This window comes from Microcystis sp. M144S2, from assembly GCF_020246065.1.
In the GTDB taxonomy this organism is placed as follows: domain Bacteria; phylum Cyanobacteriota; class Cyanobacteriia; order Cyanobacteriales; family Microcystaceae; genus Microcystis; species Microcystis ichthyoblabe_A.
Genome location: NZ_JADBTR010000031.1, coordinates 56,694 through 72,266 on the forward strand (window position 1 = coordinate 56,694; position 15,573 = coordinate 72,266).

Genomic DNA, 15,573 nt, shown 5'->3' on the forward strand with positions numbered 1-15,573 from the left:
ACCCCACTTCCCCACTTCCCCACACCCCACACCCGTTCGGACCTCGGCGTGAGCTCGGTCGAACGCTGAGCTCACGGCCGAAGCCCACACCCCACACCCCACACCCCACACCCCACGGTGCTATTGGAGAAAATCTTAAATTTGTCTCGCAAATTTCTAAAATGTTGCTAAGTTAATATTATGAGTTTGCGCTCTAATGGTCATGGTGCGAATGTACCAAAACCAGATTCGCGTAAAAGCAATGAGGGATGAAATTTATCCGTAAGAATCCGATCGAATTAAATACAATAGCTAAGGACTAAAGGAATTAGCAAGGGCCAATAGGGATGCTATTCCCCTTGCCAGTGGGAACAGTTAACCCGTCCAATAATTCCTTTGATTGTTAGCTATCTGGTCAACACCGCAGACAAACCTGCGATCGGATGCCAGTCCTCCAGCCATTTACCCAATTTTTGCAGGAGCCAGATTATGAGTTGACCGAGCTAAAACAGCATTCCGTGTCGCTAAAATCGCATCGACACAAGAGAATTTAAGCAAAGATCTTCTCCCATTTGTTGTAATTAAAGCTACAATCGGAAAAGTCTTTCCCCGTCTCGGATTTGAGACACAAATTTGTTCAGTATCACCTAGATTGAGATTCGATCTTCTAGTTTTGCACAGAAGGAGCAAGAGGAAAACGGCATGATGCAGGCCCACGATGTACTAACCCTTACCGAGCCGCCATTGGATTTAGATTTGATTGACCTAGACGAAGACTTCGATGATGAGGATATCGAGTTAGAGCTAGAAGAAGTCAGCGATAGCAACGATGGCAAAAAAACCCGCCGCCTTGCCAGCGCTCGTCGTCGCGACGCCGCTAGAAAAAAACCCTATACAGAAGATTCGATTCGGATTTATCTGCAAGAGATCGGCAGGATTCGGTTATTGAGAGCGGAGGAGGAGATCGAATTAGCGAGAAAAATCGCCGATCTACTGAAATTAGAACGCATTCGCGAAGATTTTTGCCTCTATAGCGATGCTGAATGGGGAAAACAGGTTTTCTTGTTCGAGCGCATCGAAAAAATTATCGCCGAAAAATCGGAAAAAGAACCGAAATTATCGGATATTAAGGCTTATTTAGGTAAGACGGAGCTAACGGCTCCCATGGTAGAAGAATGGCTGGCGAAATCAAAGGAATACTTATCGGCCTTTAAGCGTCGATTGTACCATGGTCGTCGCGCTAAGGAAAAAATGGTACAATCGAACCTGCGTTTAGTGGTTTCGATCGCCAAGAAATACATGAATCGCGGTCTTTCCTTCCAAGATTTAATTCAAGAAGGTTCCCTCGGTTTGATCCGTGCCGCCGAAAAATTCGACCACGAAAAGGGTTATAAATTCTCCACCTATGCCACTTGGTGGATTCGTCAAGCCATCACCCGTGCGATCGCCGATCAATCCCGCACCATTCGTCTTCCCGTCCACCTCTACGAAACCATCTCTCGGATCAAAAAAACCACCAAGATTCTTTCTCAGGAAATGCGTCGCAAACCCACCGAGGAAGAAATCGCCACCAAGATGGAGATGACCATCGAAAAACTCCGTTTTATTGCCAAATCTGCCCAATTACCGATTTCTCTAGAGACTCCTATCGGTAAAGAAGAAGATTCCCGTTTAGGAGACTTTATCGAAGCGGATGGGGAAACCCCAGAAGATGAAGTTTCTAAAAATTTATTACGCGAGGATTTAGAAAACGTCCTCGATACCCTTAGTCCTCGCGAACGCGATGTGCTGCGGCTGCGCTACGGTTTAGATGACGGCCGGATGAAAACACTCGAAGAAATCGGCCAGATTTTCAACGTCACTCGCGAGCGCATTCGTCAAATAGAAGCCAAGGCCCTGCGGAAACTGCGTCACCCTAACCGTAATAGTATCCTCAAAGAGTACATTCGTTAATTTCCCGTCCTTAAAAAACTAGAAACTGAGTCTCCTTGAGGCTCAGTTTTATTGTTATCTACACTTTCCTCGACGGCTGCATCTCAATTTGGTCGAAATATCCATATTATATTTTGGGCGCACGCGATGCGCCACTAGCACGGATAGGTGAACTTGATTACTGCCGATTAATTCCCCCTCAACTCGATAGAAAGTCCCGTATTCGTTAGTAAGATATTCGATAGCGGGATTGACGAGGGTAAAACCAGCAGGATAACTGCTATACTATATTTATAGTTCACTGAGAGAATAGAAATGGATCACAATTGCGATGCTTGCGATTCTAAAATCGAAGATATTCCAGAGTTTATTTGTAAAAACCTCATTGTCGTAAAATCTATATGGACAGACAGCTGTAAGGCAATTAAAGAATTAAAAGACAATGATTACAACAAACACCTGATTTTAATTATAACAGATTTAGAAGAAGAAATTTTAGAAAATCGAGAAAAATTTTCAAAAAATCAATTTGCCAGAAATTATTTTACTACACAGATTAAACAATATTTAGAAGACCCAAAAAAATCTGCTGGGGAGCCATCGGCTAAGAGTTTATGGGCAAAACCAATATCTACTCAGTTGAAATTTATTTTAGAAGCTTTAAATTCAGCATCAGATTCTAAAAAATTTGAATTAAAAGACATATTATATTTTGTTGAAATAATACAAAGAGAGATAATTTCAGTAGAAAGTCTTGAAGGTTTACTTAATTTACTTATTACAGAAATCCTCAAAGAAGAAATGAATCGAGAGGAATTAAAATTTATCGTTAACACTATTATAATAATGTTTATTGAGCGAGGATACCATGTTAAAACTCTAGAAAATTTATTACCTAAACAATTATCTTTGTTTCAAGATCATTGGAACCTTATAAGTACAAGTAAATATCGATTGTATTTATACCGTGCACTCATATATGAATCACCCAAATATAACGAGGAAGTTTATTCTGAAGACGAAGACTATAAAATTGCCCTCAAGCAATATTATGACTCTTTGGGGCTTAAAGATAGGATTTTTCTGATGAAAAAAATTTATGTCGAACCACCTAAAAAGTATAAGGTTATTTTTAAACTTTCTAATTTTGCTCTAGCCAATTCTCAATCATTAAAAATAGGTAACGTTTATTTTTATATTCCGCAAATTCATGGAAAAATAACAATTCAAGACGACAGATACAGATACAGAGATGAAAGTTCTGATCTTGTTCAGTTTGAAAAAAGAATACAGGAATTTGAAGTGATGTCCGAGAGTATTTATTATGTTGCTGTTGACATCGAAGGAAATGATTTTTATTCAATGAAGGATCAAGCGGATCAAGCGATAAGAACAGTAGAGATGGCTGTGTATGTCTTCCTAAAAAAGGATACTCTCATGAAAAAGACAAATAACAACGAAATACAAATAATATCAAATAATTACATTATCTGTAACGATCTAGGTGAGGGTGCTTTTTTTGAGCATTCTTATATATCGAATAAAGGATTTGATAGTCCTAATAATATTTATACTGACAGAATTGGTCATTGGCTTTCTTCTAAAAACTCACTTAATAAAAGCGTTGAAACATGGTTAAATGCCTTTAAACAATATCGTAAATCTGTTGAGTCAGTACAAAGTTCCGACGTGCTTCTATATTCTTGGTATTCCCTTGAGCCTTTTATCAATAAATCGGAAAAAATTACTGTGAGGCTTCCGAGGGAATTTGATAAATCTGTTTTTGAAGAATGGTACAATGCGGACAATATTTCAGTCCTACAATTATTGCTCGCTATTGTTACCATTAAATCCCATCTTTTTGATCTCCTAATTACTTTTGCGGATAATTTAGCGAGAAAAGGCTTTCTATGGGATAGATTCTCAGTATCTGATGAAATTTTAAATATATTTTTTATTAGTAAAAAAGATAACGGATGTATTGAGATGAACCTAATTAAGTTTGTTGAAAACTTTCAATTAATTTTTGATGATTTTGAGCAGAAAAATAGTCAATTCGATAAATATATAAGTGAGATTCGTGGTCATTTTATTGATCACACAACTTGCTTGAATAAAATAAAACAAGCAATAATCGATGTCAAAAATGATGTGTATAATATCTATCGCATTAGAAATATGCTAGTTCATAGTAGTAACACAAAAAGTAAGCTTTTAGAAGATTATTCAAAAAGAAATAAGGAATACAGCTTAAGACTTATTTTAGAAATCAGAAAACATTTATTTGCAACCGAGAGTGATACTGAAATACAGCCGATAAATACTTATTTTACAAGGATGATAATTGATGCTAACGTGGCATTTGAAGCAGTAGTCAATAATGATATGGATAAATTCAGAAAATGGATAATACAATAGGAAATTCTACGACAAGTAGCCGCAAAAATTGATAATATCGAGGGTAGAACTGAAAAAAGCAATTTGGCCGCCGCTACAGCAATTCTGGCGGGGTTAGTATTAACTAAGGAAATCATCGGAAGTTTATTAAGAGAAGAAATTATGCGCGAATCAGTTATTTATCAGGATATCCGGGAAAGTGGAAAAGCACAAGGAAGACGAGAAGAAGCGGTTTCTTTGATTCTACGGCTACTTAACCGTCGTTTAGGTGAAATATCGTCGACTTTAGGCCAACAAATCCGAGAACTATCTCTAGAACAATTAGAAACTTTAGGAGAAGCGCTGCTCGATTTTACCAGCTTGACAGATCTGACCACTTGGTTATTGGAGATAGAAAATTAAATCCCCAGAAGATGTCTGCTCGTCCTGCGTTAAATTTTTAAATACTGGCTTTTTTTGTATTGATTTAACCATGGCTACCAGCGATATTCCCCATTCTACTCACTCATCCCCAAAACCCCTGCCAAAACTGGGACTTTTCACCATGTTTCGCTTAGGACTCTTTCAGATGGGACTAGGTATTATGTCTCTGCTGACTTTGGGGGTTCTCAATCGGATTATGATCGATGAGTTAAAAGTTTTACCCTTTCTCGCCGCAGCTGCGATCGCTATGCACCAGTTTGTTAGTCCAGCACGCATCTGGTTTGGGCAAAGATCCGACGGTAAAACTATTTTAGGTCATCATCGCAGCGGTTATGTCTGGATTGGGGCGGCAGTTTTTACCGCTTTAGCTTTTATTGCTTTGCAGGTAGTTTGGCAATTGGGACTTAGTATTCAAACTTCGGGATGGAATACCATTTCCTACGCTTGGATTGCCCTCTTAGCCTTAATTTTCGCCCTCTACGGACTCGCTTTAAGCGCCAGTTCCACCCCTTTTGCTGCCCTCTTGGTGGATGTGTCCGATGAAGATAATCGATCGCAATTAGTTGCTATAGTTTGGTCAATGCTGATGGTGGGAATCGTCGTCGGGGCGATCGTTAGTTCTCGTCTGCTGGATACTCCCAATATCTGCGGTACAAATATTTTGACCTATGATCCGACTCAATCAGCCCCTATAGCCAATATTCCGCAACTACAGGCGAATATTAACCCCGTGTTCACGATTATGCCCGCTATCGTTTTCGGTCTCTGTATTTTAGCGACTTTTGGCGTAGAAAAAAAATATTCTCGTTTTAGTAGTCGGTCCACTCTTGTGCAAAGAGAGGATCAAATTACCTTTAAAGATGCCCTACAAGTTCTCACCGCTAGTCGGCAAACCGGTTTATTTTTCACCTTTCTGCTGATGATGACTTTGAGTCTATTTATGCAGGATGCAATTATGGAACCCTTTGGCGGCGAGGTTTTTGGGATGTGTATCGCCCAAACCACCCAATTAAACGCTTTTTGGGGAACTGGAACCCTTTTTGGTATTGCCGCCACGGGATTTATGCTCATTCCCCGCATCGGTAAACAAAAAACCACTAAATATGGCTGTATTTTTGCAACAATTTGTTTTATTCTCTTGATTTTTGCCGGCTTTTCTGCTGACCAAAGTTTATTAAAATCAAGCTTGCTCTTTTTCGGTTTAGCTTCGGGAATGATTACCGCTGGCGCTACCAGTTTAATGTTAGATTTAACCGCCGCCGAAACCGCAGGAACTTTTATCGGCGCTTGGGGATTATCACAAGCGATCGCCCGGGGATTAGCCACGGTTTTAGGCGGTACAATTTTAAATATCGGTAAAGTTATCTTTTCTAGCCCGGTTTTAGCCTATGGCTTAGTTTTCCTCGTGCAAGCATTGGGAATGATCCTAGCAGTTTGGTTATTAAGTCGCGTCGATGTCAAGGAATTTAAGGAAAATGCCCGAGCAGCGATCGCAACGGTAATGAAAGGAGAGATCGACTAGCAAAAGCAAGCAAAAGTGAGATAACAGGAGAATTAGCCCGATCGGGGGAAGTTAGTTAGCAGCTTTTTTCCTATCCTAAAAGTAGAGAAGAAAACGAAAGAGGAGGCTAAAACGATGAAAAGGACTTTAATGATTGTTCTAGGTTCCCTAGCCTCCTTACTGCTGATTAACCCCGTCGGTGCGGAAAATCCCCAACAGGTGCAACAATTATTGAATACGCGGGAATGTCCGGGCTGTGATCTCCGTGGTGCAGATTTAAGAGGGGCGCATCTAATCGGTGCCGATTTGAGAAAAGCGAATTTACAGGGAGCTAATCTGGAGGAAGCTAACTTAGAGGGCGCAGATTTGACCGATGCTAACCTAGAAGGCGCAAATTTAACCGCAGCTTTTCTGACTAATGCCAGTTTGAATCAAGCTAATCTCAATGGAGTCAATTTCACCAGTGCCATGATTTATGATGCTGATGTGACGGGTGCATCAATGGAGAGAATTAACTTGACAAATGCTCAGATTTATGGTACAGGCATCGCTGTGGGTGGTGAAAATCCTTAGATGTTCTTGTCCTCAAAATATAGTTAATTTTGTAACAGATGCGAGTGTCGCGTCTGTTTTTTTATACACTTTTACTAAATAGTTTGAGTTATAAAATAACCGGCATGACTCAACTCACACCGCGCCCTAGTGTCTTAATTGTCGATGATTTGCCCAATAATGTGCGGCTATTGTCGATTATGCTCACCGAGAAGGGATATCAGGTACGGAAAGCGATTAATGGACAGATGGCCCTGAATACAGTGCGATCGCTAATTCCCGATCTGATCCTCCTCGATATTAATATGCCCGATCTCAATGGTTATCAAGTTTGTGAACAGTTAAAAGCTGATGAAAAAACCAGAGAAATTCCCGTGATTTTTATCAGCGCTCTTGATGATGTCTTCGATAAAGTCAAAGCTTTTCAAGTGGGAGGTGTTGATTATATTTCTAAACCTTTTCAAGGGGAAGAAGTCATGGCCCGCATTGAAAATCAATTAACTATTTGCCGTCAAAAAAAACAACTACAAAACGAAATTAAAGAACGTCAAAAAACTGAGGAAACTTTAGAAATTTATCTTCATGCTGTCTCTCACGATCTCCGCAATCCCGTAATCGGGATGTTAATGATCTTAAATAATTTAATTAAAAATTCTCAGGGAGAAACTAAAGAAGTATCCCGGAAGATTTTACAACAGATGGCCAACAGTTGCGATCGACAATTAACTTTAATTGATTCTCTTGTCGAAACCCGACAAAATGATCTTTGGGGAGTTTCCCTAGAACTAAAGCCTTTATCTCTCTACGAAATCGGTCAACAGATCGGTCAGGAATGGGAGTTAAGATTAAAGGAAAATCAAGCAACTTTAATTAATAACTTTTCCCCCGATTTACCCTTAGTTAATGCCGATGTTCACCATCTCTGGCGAGTTTTTGAGAATTTATTAGCCAATGCTCTTAAACACAATCCCCAAGGTATAATTATCACTTTCTCGGCTAGACTAGAGGGTAATTATCTCCGGTGTAGCATTGCCGATAATGGGGTGGGAATTAGCGAAACCCAGAGAAAACAATTATTTGATCGCTATCAACGAGGCAATAATAATAATCAGATTAGTTTAGGACTAGGTTTATATCTATGTCGTCAAATTATCCATGCTCACGGGGGTGAAATTGGCATTATGAATAATGATGAAAAAGGTTCACAATTTTGGTTTACTTTGCCCTACTAAGCTGTTGACTAAGTAGGTAGATGTTAAAAACTTTCAGACACCCCCCTTATCAAGGGGGGATTAAGGGGGGATCTATCTTCAATTTAATTATAACCAGCTACTTATCTAAATTACTCGTTAAGACTGTCTATGAGCAGGAAGAGCCAGTTTAAACATTTGTTTTTTCCTGTTACCGGGGAAAGAAAGGGCTAAGATCTATTTAGATCAACTATCTTCACTTGCCATGGCCGCTAATGCCGACTATTCTGCCCATTCTAGCCTTAACTTGCAACAACCTTGGCATACCTATCCGGTGGAAACAACCCTATCTATCCTCGGTAGTTCGGCTGTTAATGGCCTCAATAGGGAGCAAATCGCCGAAAGAATTAAATATTATGGCAAAAATGAACTACAAGAACGTTCGAGGCGCAGTAATTGGCAAATTTTCCTAGATCAGTTTACCAATATTATGCTCCTCCTCTTAATTGCCGTGGCCATAATTTCCGGGGGACTAGATTTACTGGCATTACAGCGCGGTCATCTGGCTAAAATTGGTGTTCCCTTCAAAGATACGATCGCTATCTTAACAATTGTCATCCTCAATGGTATCCTCGGCTATCTGCAAGAAAGTCGCGCCGAAAAAGCTCTGGCCGCTTTAAAAAAACTTTCCTCTCCCCAAGTTAATGTTATCCGCGAGGGTCAACGCAGAGAAATAGATGCGGTTAATCTCGTCCCCGGTGACATCATGCTGATTGAAGCGGGAACCCAAATCAGCGCCGACGGCGAAATTATCGAAGCTTTTAACCTGCAAATTCGCGAATCGGCCTTGACAGGAGAGGCAAATAGTGTTAATAAATCCGCCTCCATTGACCCCTTAGACAGGGATACTCCCCTTGGCGATCGCTTAAATTTTGTCTTTACCGGAACAGAGGTACTGCAAGGCCGGGCCAAGGTCATCGTTACCAATACGGGAATGACCACGGAATTAGGCAAAATCGCTCAAATGTTAGCAACAGTCGGCAATGAACCCACTCCTCTCCAAAAAAGAATGACTCACTTGGGCAATGTCCTTGTTGCTGGTTCTCTCATTCTAGTGGCCCTGACTATTACCATCGGCCTGATCAATGCCGGTTGGTCGGCCCTAGAGGAATTAGTCGAAGTTTCCCTTAGTATGGCAGTAGCCGTCGTTCCCGAAGGATTACCCGCAGTTATCACCCTAACTCTCGCCCTAGGTACCCAACGCATGGTCAAACGTCAGGCCTTGATTCGCAAACTGCCGGCAGTAGAAACCCTTGGTTCCGTTAATGTGATCTGTTCCGACAAAACTGGGACGCTAACGGAAAATAAAATGACCGTGCGGGAGATAGAGACAATTAATCGCAATTTTTCGGTGACTGGAGAAGGATATAGCCCAAAAGGACAATTTTTAGACTCCAAGCAACGGGCGATCGATCCCAAAACCGATCTAGAATTACATCATCTTTTAATTGCCAGTATCCTCTGCAACGATGCCAGTTTAGACCTCGATAACGGTCATGATAGCATTTTAGGCGATCCCACGGAAGGAGCCTTATTAGTTTTAGGGGCGAAAGCGGGCTTAAATTTATCCCTAACCAAGCAAGAGTTCCCTAGAATCGCTGAAATCCCCTTTTCTTCTCAAAGAAAGCGAATGTCGGTCATTTGTCAAGGAGTCAATCCCGTACTATTTACCAAAGGTTCCCCGGAATTAATCCTTGAACAGTGTCTCTCCTATCAATCGGGATTAGAAAGTCTTCCTTTTGGGGATGGGGAAAAAGAAAAAGTCTTAGTCGCTAACAATGCTATGGCTAACAGGGGTTTACGAGTCTTAGGATTAGCCTATAAAACACTAATTTATCCGCCAGAATCAACTGAAATCAGCGAAGATAAGCTAATTTGGTTAGGAATGGTCGGTATGATCGACGCACCGCGACCAGAGGTACAAATCGCCGTGGCTAGGTGTCGAGAAGCGGGAATCCGTCCAATCATGATCACCGGCGATCATCAATTAACTGCTCTAGCGGTGGCTAAAAGTCTTGGTATTGCCCAAGCGGGAGCTTTAGTCATCTCAGGGCGAGAATTAGATAAATTATCACCAATTCAGCTAGAAAACATCATTGACAAAACTAACATCTATGCCCGTGTCTCCCCCGAACATAAATTAACTATTGTCCGCGCCTTGCAAAAAAAGGGTAAATTTGTTGCTATGACCGGAGATGGGGTGAATGATGCTCCAGCCCTGAAACAAGCAGATATAGGTATTGCCATGGGAATCGCTGGCACCGATGTCACCAAAGAGGCTAGTGATATGATTCTCCTTGATGATAATTTTGCCACTATCGTCGCCGCCACGGAAGAAGGGCGAGTGGTTTATAACAATATTCGCAGTTTTATTAAATATATTCTCGGCAGTAATATCGGGGAAGTAATTACTATCGCTGCTTCGCCTCTTTTGGGTTTAGTTACTCCCCTAACTCCCCTACAAATTCTCTGGATGAATTTAGTTACCGATGGTTTACCTGCTTTAGCTTTGGCAGTGGAACCCGCTTCTCCTAATATTATGCGTCGCCCTCCTTTTAGTCCCCAAGAAAGTATTTTTGCTCGCGGTTTGGGCAGTTATATTGTGAGAATTGGGATTATTTTTTCGATTATTAATATCACTCAAATGTTGATCGCTGTGCGCTTGGATCCGCTTTTTGGTAATACTGGTTCATGGAAAACTATGGTTTTTACTACTCTCTGTTTAGCTCAAATGGGTCATGCCATTTCCGTGCGATCAAGCGATCATCTTACCATAGAAATGAATCCTTTGACTAATCCCTATCTCTGGGTAGCAGTAACCCTGACGACAATTTTTCAACTGATGTTAATCTATGTTCCTGCTCTGCGGGATTTTTTCGGTACTCAATTTTTAACTAAAGAAGAATTATTAATCTGTTTGGGGTTTAGTACCTTGTTATTCGTTTGGGTGGAGTTAGAAAAATTATTTACCCGTTGGTATCATCGGCGATAATCAGGGAGCTTTTTTTATTGTTCAGTAAACAGTGAATTGAAAACTCAAATCCCATAACTGATAAACCCCATCCACAGGGAAAACCGTAGTTTGGCTTTTTCGGCTAAGATTTTTGCATAAGTAGCTGGTTATAATTAAATTAAAAATCGATTTTAGGTTCGATCCCCCCTTAGTCCCCCCTTAATAAGGAGGGTATCTGATAATTTTTAACGCCTACCTACTTAGCAATACTTTTAAGGCTTAGTGGCTTGGCCGTGAAATTCCAGTTCTCTAGCTGATTGCGATTTGGCTTACTATTAAAAACTGATTTGATGTAAGATTGAGTTAGCAATATCTAATTTGGAGTCTCAGGCAATGGAACCGATTTCTCTAATTCTCGCTGCGTTGGCTGCTGGTGCGACGGCTGCTGCTAAGGATACGGCAGGAACAGCCGTTAAGGATGCTTATGAGAGTTTAAAAGCGTTGATTAAGAAGAAATTTGCCGAGAATACTAAAGCACAGGAAGCACTAAAAGATTATGAAGAAGATACTGAAACTTATGAGAAACCTTTTGAAAAGCAATTAAAGACATTAGAGCCTAATGACCGAGATGAAATCAAGGAGTTGGCAGAGAAATTAAACCAAGTGCTGAAGACAAATGAATTAGCAGGTTCTCAACCTAAATTTGGTGGAACGTTTACAGCAGAAAAACAGGTGATTCAACAAGGGGAAAAGAATGTCATTGAGAATATTAGTCTTTGACTAAATTAAATTTAGGGAGAGCATGAGGAGAAACAAATGTCTGAATCTATTTTTCGCTCCCATTTTCAGGCTGAAAAGCAGGTTATTCAGCAGGGTGATAATAACACACAGAATATTTATGTCAAGACAGAAATAAACTATGGCGATGATCCTGAAGAGGAGAAAGTTGCTGCAACCATCAATGAAAATTCTCCCTATTTAGGTTTAGTTGCATTTACAGCAAATGATGCGAATCTTTTTTATGGACGCAAAAAGGTCATTAATGATTTATTAAAAGAGCTAGAAAAAGAGAATTTAATTTTTCTTTTAGGAGCATCAGGAAGTGGCAAGTCTTCTTTAGTACAAGCTGGTTTAATTCCTGCTTTATCGGCTAAATATAAGCCCAATTTATCTAATTTAAGCATGGTTCCTAATGATGATCCTTTTTTCTCATTCTATCTTCAGGTTGCCAATTTTATTTCTCAATCTCCCACGGACTATAAACAATCGGAGGCTCAAGTTGCTTTACCACCCCAAGATAATATAACGGCTGCGGTTGAATACCTAGAAAAGGTCATCACAACCTTAAAGAAAAAGCCAGAGTCTTTGTGGTTAATTTTTATTGATCAATTTGAAGAAATTTTAACTCAAAGTCAGGATAATAATGGTTGTCTATTTATTCAATCTTTAGAGAATTTAATTAGTTATTTACAGCGAACTAATAATTCATCAGTCAAAATTGTCTTGACAATGAGAACTGACTTTTTAGATCAATTTATGCATACGTTTCCTGATTTTGTAGTGACGATACAAAGCGATGGAAGAAAGCCATTTAGTTATATTACGCCCATGGCAGATCGGGAATTGAAGTTAGTGATTAAAAATCCGGCGGCGACTCATGGAGTAAATGTTGATCTGAATTTGATTGAGAATATTCTTGAAGATTTTAGAGGTGAATCTCGGTCTTTACCTTTGTTACAATATACCTTAGATCTTTTATGGCAAAAGGATGATTTATCGGATAGGTTACTTGATTACGATACTTATAAAAATTTGGGCGGTGTTGGGGGAGCTTTACAACAACAAGCAGAGAAAATTTATCAACATTTTGAATCTCAGGGTCAGGGAAAAGCTGTTGAAAGTATTTTTGTTCAGTTAGTGACAATTACATCGGATGGAAAAAGAGTTAGTAAACGGAAAAATAAATCTGGATTTAATGATGAATTAGGAAAAATTGTTGATGAATTAGTGAAAAAATATCGTCTGTTGGTGAGTGGCCGTCAGGAAGGCATGGTAGAAATTGCCCATGAAGCTTTGATTGGCTCTTGGCAAAGGTTACAGGACTGGATTACTAAATATGAGAAGGAGATTATTTTAGAAAGACAATTAAAAGAAGCGGCTGAATCTTGGTGGAAAGATAAAGCGGATGAGAAAAAAGCAATTAGTGAGCTTTGGACTGGCTCTAAGTTGACGCAAGTGGGCAATCTATTAAAAGCGAAATCTCTACCTGATTTAAATGCCTTAAGGAATTATTTTGGGGATGTAACGGTTGAGTTTATGAGGGCAAGTCGGGAATACCAGCAACGACTTCAGAAAGCCGAAACTGAACGAAAACAACGTGAAGTTAATACGGAACTTAGTTTAGCAAATTCTCTCAGTGGTTATTCTTTGTATCTCTTTAATGAAGGGGGAAAAGATTTAGAAGCTTTTGTTGAAGCGATTAAGGCTGGAAAAATTTTACAGAAACACAATGCAAGCAACACGAAGGTAATAGATGCCTTGCAGAAGATTCTAATTGAAGGAAGGGAATATAATCGCTTATTAGGGCATAATGACTCTGTCTTGAGTGTGAGTTTTAGCCCCGACGGTAAAACATTAGCCTCTGGTAGTCATGATAACACAATCAAACTGTGGAATGTAGAGACAGGGGAAGAAATCCGCACTCTCACAGGGCATAATGAAGGTGTCAATAGCGTGAGTTTTAGCAGCGACGGTAAAACATTAGCGACCGGTAGTTTTGAGAATACAATCAAACTGTGGAATTTAGAGACAGGTCAAGAAATCAGCACTCTCTCTGGGCATAATGCTAGTATCTCAAGAGTGAGTTTTAGCAGAGACGGTAAGACATTAGCGACCGGTAGTAGTGACAAGACAATCAAACTGTGGAATGTAGAGACAGGTCAAGAAATCCGCACTCTCACAGGGCATAATGACAGTATCTCAAGCGTGAGTTTTAGCCCCGACGGTAAGACTTTAGCGACCGGTAGTTATGATAACACAATCAAACTGTGGAATGTAGAGACAGGTCAAGAAATCCGCACTCTCACAGGGCATAATTACTCTGTCTTTAGCGTGAGTTTTAGCCCCGACGGTAAAACATTAGCCTCTGGTAGTCATGATAACACAATCAAACTGTGGAATGTAGAGACAGGGGAAGAAATCCGCACTCTCTCTAGGCATAATGGCGGTGTCAATAGCGTGAGTTTTAGCAACGACGGTAAGACTTTAGCGACCGGTAGTGCTGACAAGACTATCAAACTGTGGGATGTAGAAACAGGGGAAGAAATTCGCACTCTCTCTGGGCATAATGACCGTGTCTGGAGAGTGAATTTTAGCCCCGACGGTAAGACATTAGCGACCGGTAGTAGTGACAAGACAATCAAACTGTGGAATATCCAGACAGGTCGAGAAATCCGCACTCTCTCTGGGCATAATGCTAGTATCTCAAGCGTGAGTTTTAGCAGCGACGGTAAGACTTTAGCTTCTGGTAGTTTTAACAGGACAATCAAACTGTGGAATGGGTCAACATGTCAAGAAATCCTCACTCTCTTTGGGCATGATGGCCATGTCAATAGCGTGAGTTTTAGCAGCGACGGTAAAACATTAGCTTTTGATAGTGGTGACAACACAATCAAACTGTGGAATGTAGAGACAGGTCAAGAAATCCGCACTCTCACAGGGCATAATGGAAATGTCAATAGTGTGAGTTTTAGCAGTGACGGTAAGACTTTAGCGACCGGTAGTAGTGACAACACAATCAAGCTGTGGAATGTAGAGACAGGGAAAGAAATCCGCACTCTCACAGGGCATAATGGCGGTTTCGGTAGCGTGAGTTTTAGCAGCGACGGTAAAACATTAGCTTCTGATAGTGGTGACAACACAATCAAACTGTGGAATGTAGAGACAGGTCAAGAAATCCGCACTCTCTCTGGGCATAATGATAGAATCTCAAGCGTGAGTTTTAGTCTAGACGGTAAGACTTTGGCTTCTGGTAGTAGTGACAAGACAATCAAACTGTGGAATGTAGAGACAGGGAAAGAAATCCGCACTCTCACAGGGCATAATGGAAATGTCAATAGCGTGAGTTTTAGCAGTGACGGTAAGACTTTAGCGACCGGTAGTTGGGACAACACAATCAAGCTGTGGAATGTAGAGACAGGGAAAGAAATCCGCACTCTGACAGGGCATAATGACTCTGTCTGGAGTGTGAGTTTTAGTCCAGACGGTAAGACTTTAGCGACCGGTAGTAGTGACGAAACTATCAAACTGTGGAATGGAGAATATGGTTGGGGTTTAGATGGTTTAATGGGGCGTAGTTGCGATAGGGTACGGGCTTATTTGCACAATCCTAATTCTGATGCTAGAGAAGAGGATAGATATTTGTGTGATGGCATTGGGGGTAAATAGTCAGTATCAGGATTTTGAGGATTAGAGGATTTTCAGGATGCTCAATCTTAAAAGATTGTCAGGAGTTTCCAAGTAAATAATCCAGTTAATCCTAAAATCCCGTTAATCTTGGTTTAGACTTCTTTGTGAGGATACAGAAG

8 protein-coding genes and 1 pseudogene are annotated in these 15,573 nt (G+C 40.5%); all 9 read left to right on the forward strand.

Features of this window, described 5'->3' with window-relative positions:
- The first annotated feature begins 681 nt into the window (after window positions 1-681).
- Entirely contained in the window at window positions 682-1,932 is a 1,251-nt protein-coding gene (rpoD, locus tag IM462_RS04180) for an RNA polymerase sigma factor RpoD (protein ID WP_287702904.1), read from the forward strand.
- 294 nt (window positions 1,933-2,226) lie between these two features.
- Window positions 2,227-4,329, forward strand: a complete 2,103-nt coding sequence (locus tag IM462_RS04185) for a hypothetical protein (RefSeq protein ID WP_287702906.1) — start codon at window positions 2,227-2,229, stop codon at window positions 4,327-4,329.
- Window positions 4,330-4,710, forward strand: a pseudogene (locus tag IM462_RS04190) (DUF4351 domain-containing protein); the annotation flags it as partial. It lies immediately after the preceding gene.
- A 70-nt stretch (window positions 4,711-4,780) separates the two neighbouring features.
- Window positions 4,781-6,253 (forward strand): BCD family MFS transporter, encoded by a 1,473-nt coding sequence (locus tag IM462_RS04195; RefSeq protein WP_287702910.1) that lies wholly within the window; start codon window positions 4,781-4,783, stop codon window positions 6,251-6,253.
- 114 nt (window positions 6,254-6,367) lie between these two features.
- Window positions 6,368-6,805 (forward strand): pentapeptide repeat-containing protein, encoded by a 438-nt coding sequence (locus IM462_RS04200; RefSeq protein WP_287702912.1) that lies wholly within the window; start codon window positions 6,368-6,370, stop codon window positions 6,803-6,805.
- Window positions 6,806-6,909: 104 nt separating this feature from the next.
- Window positions 6,910-8,016, forward strand: a complete 1,107-nt coding sequence (locus IM462_RS04205) for a hybrid sensor histidine kinase/response regulator (RefSeq protein WP_287702914.1) — start codon at window positions 6,910-6,912, stop codon at window positions 8,014-8,016.
- Between the two features lie 223 nt (window positions 8,017-8,239).
- On the forward strand, window positions 8,240-11,026 hold the full coding sequence (locus IM462_RS04210) for a cation-translocating P-type ATPase (protein WP_287702916.1): 2,787 nt from the start codon (window positions 8,240-8,242) through the stop codon (window positions 11,024-11,026).
- A gap of 354 nt (window positions 11,027-11,380) precedes the next feature.
- Window positions 11,381-11,767, forward strand: coding sequence for a Het-E N-terminal domain-containing protein (locus IM462_RS04215; protein WP_123230387.1), 387 nt, complete (start codon window positions 11,381-11,383; stop codon window positions 11,765-11,767).
- A 36-nt stretch (window positions 11,768-11,803) separates the two neighbouring features.
- On the forward strand, window positions 11,804-15,433 hold the full coding sequence (locus IM462_RS04220) for an NACHT and WD repeat domain-containing protein (RefSeq protein WP_287714868.1): 3,630 nt from the start codon (window positions 11,804-11,806) through the stop codon (window positions 15,431-15,433).
- The last annotated feature ends 140 nt before the right edge of the window (window positions 15,434-15,573 follow it).

Bases quoted from the DNA above. Each gene is read 5' to 3' on its own strand.
- IM462_RS04215 (WP_123230387.1), top strand. From the start codon at position 11,381: ATGGAACCGATTTCTCTAATTCTCGCTGCGTTGGCTGCTGGTGCGACG.
- IM462_RS04205 (WP_287702914.1), top strand. From the start codon at position 6,910: ATGACTCAACTCACACCGCGCCCTAGTGTCTTAATTGTCGATGATTTG.
- IM462_RS04220 (WP_287714868.1), top strand. From the start codon at position 11,804: ATGTCTGAATCTATTTTTCGCTCCCATTTTCAGGCTGAAAAGCAGGTT.
- rpoD (WP_287702904.1), top strand. From the start codon at position 682: ATGATGCAGGCCCACGATGTACTAACCCTTACCGAGCCGCCATTGGAT.
- IM462_RS04210 (WP_287702916.1), top strand. From the start codon at position 8,240: ATGGCCGCTAATGCCGACTATTCTGCCCATTCTAGCCTTAACTTGCAA.
- IM462_RS04185 (WP_287702906.1), top strand. From the start codon at position 2,227: ATGGATCACAATTGCGATGCTTGCGATTCTAAAATCGAAGATATTCCA.
- IM462_RS04195 (WP_287702910.1), top strand. From the start codon at position 4,781: ATGGCTACCAGCGATATTCCCCATTCTACTCACTCATCCCCAAAACCC.
- IM462_RS04200 (WP_287702912.1), top strand. From the start codon at position 6,368: ATGAAAAGGACTTTAATGATTGTTCTAGGTTCCCTAGCCTCCTTACTG.